This window comes from Actinoplanes oryzae (genome assembly GCF_030757795.1).
Taxonomy (GTDB): domain Bacteria; phylum Actinomycetota; class Actinomycetes; order Mycobacteriales; family Micromonosporaceae; genus Actinoplanes.
Map to the genome: position 1 here is coordinate 1 of NZ_JAUQWH010000306.1, position 4,356 is coordinate 4,356.

A 4,356-nucleotide genomic window follows, 5' to 3' on the forward strand; every position below is an offset into this window, starting at 1 on the left:
CGTGGACCGTCGGCTGGGCGGCCGCCCCGGCGGCCGCCGTCAAGTACCAGGACGCCGGCTACACGGTCCGCAACGTCGTCCACCTCACCGCCGGGGGTTCCGCCGTCCGCGTCCACCTGACCAACCGGTTCGGGGACAAGCCCCTGGTGCTGGGGCACGTGACGGTGGCCCTGGCGGCGTACCAGGGAAAGAAGCGCGACGGAGCCGCCAAGGCCGGGACGATGCGCTCCGTCGTCTTCGGCGGTCGTCAGGCCGTCACCGTGCCCGCCGGGGGTGACGTGGTCAGCGACCCGGTGCGGCTGGCCGTGCCCGCGACGGCCGGCCTGCTCGTCAGCGTCTGGACGCCGAAGCCGTCGGTCCGGGTCACGATCCACCCCACCGCGGTGCAGGACTCGTACGTGAGCCGCAGCACAGCCGATCGCGCCGGCGACCCCTCCGGCCGCGCGTTCGGCGAGGTCACCCGGGTGTGGCACTACGTGAGCGGCGTCGACGTCGCCGGCGGTCCCGGGACGATCGTGGCGCTCGGCGACTCGATCACCGACGGCATCCGGTCGGGGCGCAACCGCAACGCGCGCTGGACGGACTACCTGGCCGCCCGGCTGCGCAAGGACCCGGAGACGGCCGACTACGGTATTGCCAACGCCGGGATCACCGGTAACCGGATCCTGCTCGACGCGTACTGGCCGCGCTACACCGTCTATCAGGAGGCCGGGCCGCGGGCGCTGAACCGGGCCGGTGACGCGTTCGGGGCGGCGGGTGCGCGTACGGTGATCATCCTGCTCGGCATCAATGACATCCAGCAGTGGCCGCGGCAGCGGGCGGAGAGCGTCGTCGCCGGGCTGCAGCGGCTCATGGCGCAGGCCCGCGCGGCCGGGTTGCGCGTCGTGCTGGGCACGCTGACGCCCTGGTACGGCTGGAAGACCTGGACGGCCGCCCGCGAGCGCGAGCGGCTGGCCGTCAACAAGTGGATCCGGACCACGGGCGCGGTGGCCGATTTCGACGCCGCCGTGCGGGACCCGGAGGCGCCGCGCCGGCTGCGCGCCGAGTTCGACAGCGGGGACCACATCCACCCGAACGCGGCCGGGGACGCGGCGCTCGCCGCGGCCGTCCCGCTCGGGAAGCTCTGAGCGCGGCACGCTACCGCAGCCAGGCTGCCACCACGGCCAGGACGACCAGCAGACCCAGCGCGGCCTGCAGCAACAGCCCCGGGCCCAGGTGCGTCCACGGGGTGGGGACCCAGGGGGTGTACGGCCGCAGCGTCTCGAGGTTGACGACCTGCTGCAACCGGGCGGCGAGCTCGGGGTCCTTCTGCTGCACCGTGCGCACCTGCACGAGGTCGCCGCGGCGCAGCGCCGACTGGGGGAGCTGACCGTGCATCTCGACCTCGTACGTCTGGCCCAGGTCGTCGCGCAGCCGCACGGGCGTGACGAGGTACTCCGGGCCCTTCTTGAGGTCCTTGAACGAGCGGCGCTTCCCGCCGGTGCCGCCGCTGCGCAGCAGGGACAGCAGCAGCGAGCCGAGGGCCTGCGCGATCGTCGCGGTGACGTAGATCGCGACGAGGAGGGGCTGACCGATCCTGACCGTACGCGTGTACGAGGCGCGATAGCCGAGGAACCGTCCGGTGATGACCGGTCCGGCGTGCCGGAGGATCTGCTCGCGGTACAGCTCGGTGTCATCCATGGGAATCACCTCCAGGGGGGTTCCCCCATGATACGGAGAGCGATGTTGACGCCACAGTGAGTGAATCAGCGGTTCATGGAACACCGTAGCTTTTGAGCGATCGTTTGACCTGGACAAGAGCGGGAACCCCCGGGACCGCCGCTCTTCTCTGGTGGAGGAAAAGATCCATGAAACTGCCGCTGCCACGTGGCCCCGTCTCCGAAGCCGTGGTCGCCGCCCTCGTCCAGGCGCCCCACGACCTCGCGGACCCGGGGGAGCCGGACTCGCCCGACGACCTGCACCTCGCGCTCTTCGTCCTGTACGAGCTGCACTACCGCGGCTGGGACGGCGTCGACGACCGCTGGGAGTGGCAGCCGGGACTGATCGGGCTGCGCAACCGGCTCGAGGAGCGGTTCGAGGCGGATCTGCGCGGCCTCGGCGTCCCCTCCGTGGACGAAGACGTGCCGCACACGCTGGTCGCGATGACGCGGGAGACCGGCGGCCCGTCGCTGTCCGGCTACATCCGCGGGCGCGCCACGTGGGAGCAGTTCCGCGAGTTCGCCACGCACCGCTCGGTCTACCACCTGCGCGAGGCGGACCCGCACACCTTCGCGATCCCCCGGCTCGGCGGCGCGGCCAAGGCCGCCCTCATCGAGGTCCAGATCGACGAGTACGGCGGCGGGGTGACCCACCGCATGCACCAGGAGCTGTTCAAGGACACGCTGCGGGCGCTGGACCTCGACACCACGTACGGTGCCTACGTCGACGTGGTCCCCGCCGTCACGCTCGCCAACAACAACCTGATGTCGCTGTTCGGGCTGCACCGGCGGTGGCGCGGGGCGCTGCTGGGACACCTGGCCGCGTACGAGATGACCTCCACCGGCCCGAACCGGCACTACGGCAACGGCCTGCGCCGGCTCGGCGGGGACGCCGTGGCCACCCGCTTCTACGACGAGCACGTCGAGGCGGACGCGGTGCACGAGCAGATCGCGGCCTTCGACATGTGCGGCTCGTTCGCGGCGGCGGAGCCCGAGCTGGCGGCCGACGTGCTGTTCGGCGCGCGGTGCGTGCTGTCGATGGAGGACCGCTGGGCGGAATACGTGCTGGGGCGCTGGGAGGCGGGGGAGTCGTCCCTGCGGATGGCCCTGGCCTGACCTTCCGCTTCTCCCACTGCAGGGCGCCGTCGCGGAGACGGCGCCCTTTGCGTTGTCGCCTCTGTTGTTGCCCTTGTCGTCAGCTCTCGCGGGGTGCCGGGGTGTCGCGACCCGTGCCCGCGCGGAAGCCGACGGCCTTGTGCGTCCCGTCACAGAACGGCTTGATCGCCGACCGCCCGCACCGGCACAGCGCGACGGTGCCGCGCCCCGGATCGATCACCTCGCCCGACGGCGTACGCATGGTGAACTCCCCGCGGAGCAGAAGCGGCCCGTCCTCGTACGGAATGACGGTGGCGCCGTGCTCGTCAGCTGTGACTGTCATGCGGCGAGTGATGCCCGCCCGGACGCCCCGGAAACCGCCGGCCCCCGGGACGCCGCAGTTCGCACCGATTGCGGGAAACCCGCCCGCTTCCGCCCGGTACGCGGTGAACTGATCGTGAACGCCTGTCACGGGCGAAGCAACGGGGGTGGACACCATGGTCAGGACCGGCACGAACTACATCAAGTCCGACAGCGTGCTCGCCCGCACGGCCTGGGACACCCTCCGCGCCCACGCCGGCGCCGAAGGCACCACCATCTGCCCCCTCTGCGGCGAACGCCTCCCCTGCCCCACCGCCCGAGCCGCCGCCGAAGTCGTCGAAGCCGCCGGCCTGGCCGAATCCTCGGGCCTGGTCGCCGCCTCCCGCGCCGGCGGCCCCCTCGATCCGTCCTCCCGCCCGGGCGGTTCCGGCCCTGCCTTCCGCGCGGGAGGCTCCGACCCCGCTTTCCGCGCGGGCGGGTCCCTCGACCCCGCTCCGGCCAGCGCGTCGGGCTGGCTGCAGCCGAGCCGCCCGCCCCTGCCGCCGGCCGACCCGATCTACGCCGCGCCGCCGGCCTTCGAACGCCCCCGCGAGGCCGCGCCCATGCCGGCAGCACCGAGCCTCGACCGGGCCCGCACCGACGAACCGCCCGCAGCCTTCCGCCCGCGCCCGGACAACCGCCCGATCTCCCCACCCGCCGGCGCCCCCCAGTCCCCCCACCCGTCGCCGCCGCCGTCCCTGTCGTCCTCCCTGTCGTTGTCGCCGTCACCATCCTCGGCCCCTCCGCTGGGGCCCGATCCATCCCTGTCGTCGCTGCCGTCCGCCGGCGCGCCGCCCGCCCCGTCCTTCCCGGGCCCGCCGCCCGCCTCTTCCTTCCCGGCCGCGCCTGCCGCCCCTTCCTTCCCGGCCGCGCCGGCCGCCCCTTCCTTCCCGGCCCCGCCGGTCACCCCTTCCTTCCCGGCGTCGCCGGCCGCCCCCTCCTTTCAGGCCCCGCCGCCCTCCGGGAACGGCCACTTCAGCCCCTCCCACTCCGCCGAACCGCCGGCACCGGGCCCCCACCCCCAATCGGCCCCGGACCGCCGCGCCCACCAGCCCTTCGCCGGCCCGAGCGTCACGCCGCCCCCGGACCAGCCACTCACCTTCACCCCGGCCCCCGCCGACAACCCCCATCCGCCGGCCGACGACCGCCAGCCCCCGCCGCCCTCTCTGCAGCCGCCGTCCCTCCAGCCATCGTCTCTGCAGCC

4 protein-coding genes and 1 pseudogene are annotated in these 4,356 nt (G+C 73.6%); 3 read left to right on the forward strand and 2 right to left on the reverse strand.

All coding sequences use genetic code 11. From position 1 onward, the window contains the following. Positions 1–1,127: GDSL-type esterase/lipase family protein (locus RBH18_RS43165; protein WP_306216323.1), on the forward strand; the 1,127-nt coding region annotated here is incomplete at its 5' end. A gap of 10 nt (positions 1,128–1,137) precedes the next feature. Here the strand turns inward: RBH18_RS43165 and RBH18_RS43170 are convergent. Then, positions 1,138–1,680 (reverse strand): hypothetical protein, encoded by a 543-nt coding sequence (locus tag RBH18_RS43170; RefSeq protein ID WP_306216324.1) that lies wholly within the window; start codon positions 1,678–1,680, stop codon positions 1,138–1,140. Between the two features lie 167 nt (positions 1,681–1,847). On the opposite strand from RBH18_RS43170, the gene RBH18_RS43175 reads away from it, so the two are divergent. Continuing rightward, complete coding sequence (locus tag RBH18_RS43175; protein ID WP_306216325.1) at positions 1,848–2,813, forward strand: iron-containing redox enzyme family protein; 966 nt, start codon at positions 1,848–1,850, stop codon at positions 2,811–2,813. A gap of 79 nt (positions 2,814–2,892) precedes the next feature. On the opposite strand, the gene RBH18_RS43180 is transcribed toward RBH18_RS43175, so the two are convergent. Then, positions 2,893–3,135, reverse strand: coding sequence for a CDGSH iron-sulfur domain-containing protein (locus RBH18_RS43180; protein ID WP_305789071.1), 243 nt, complete (start codon positions 3,133–3,135; stop codon positions 2,893–2,895). A gap of 154 nt (positions 3,136–3,289) precedes the next feature. On the opposite strand from RBH18_RS43180, the pseudogene RBH18_RS43185 reads away from it, so the two are divergent. Then, positions 3,290–4,356, forward strand: a pseudogene (locus RBH18_RS43185) (hypothetical protein); the annotation flags it as partial.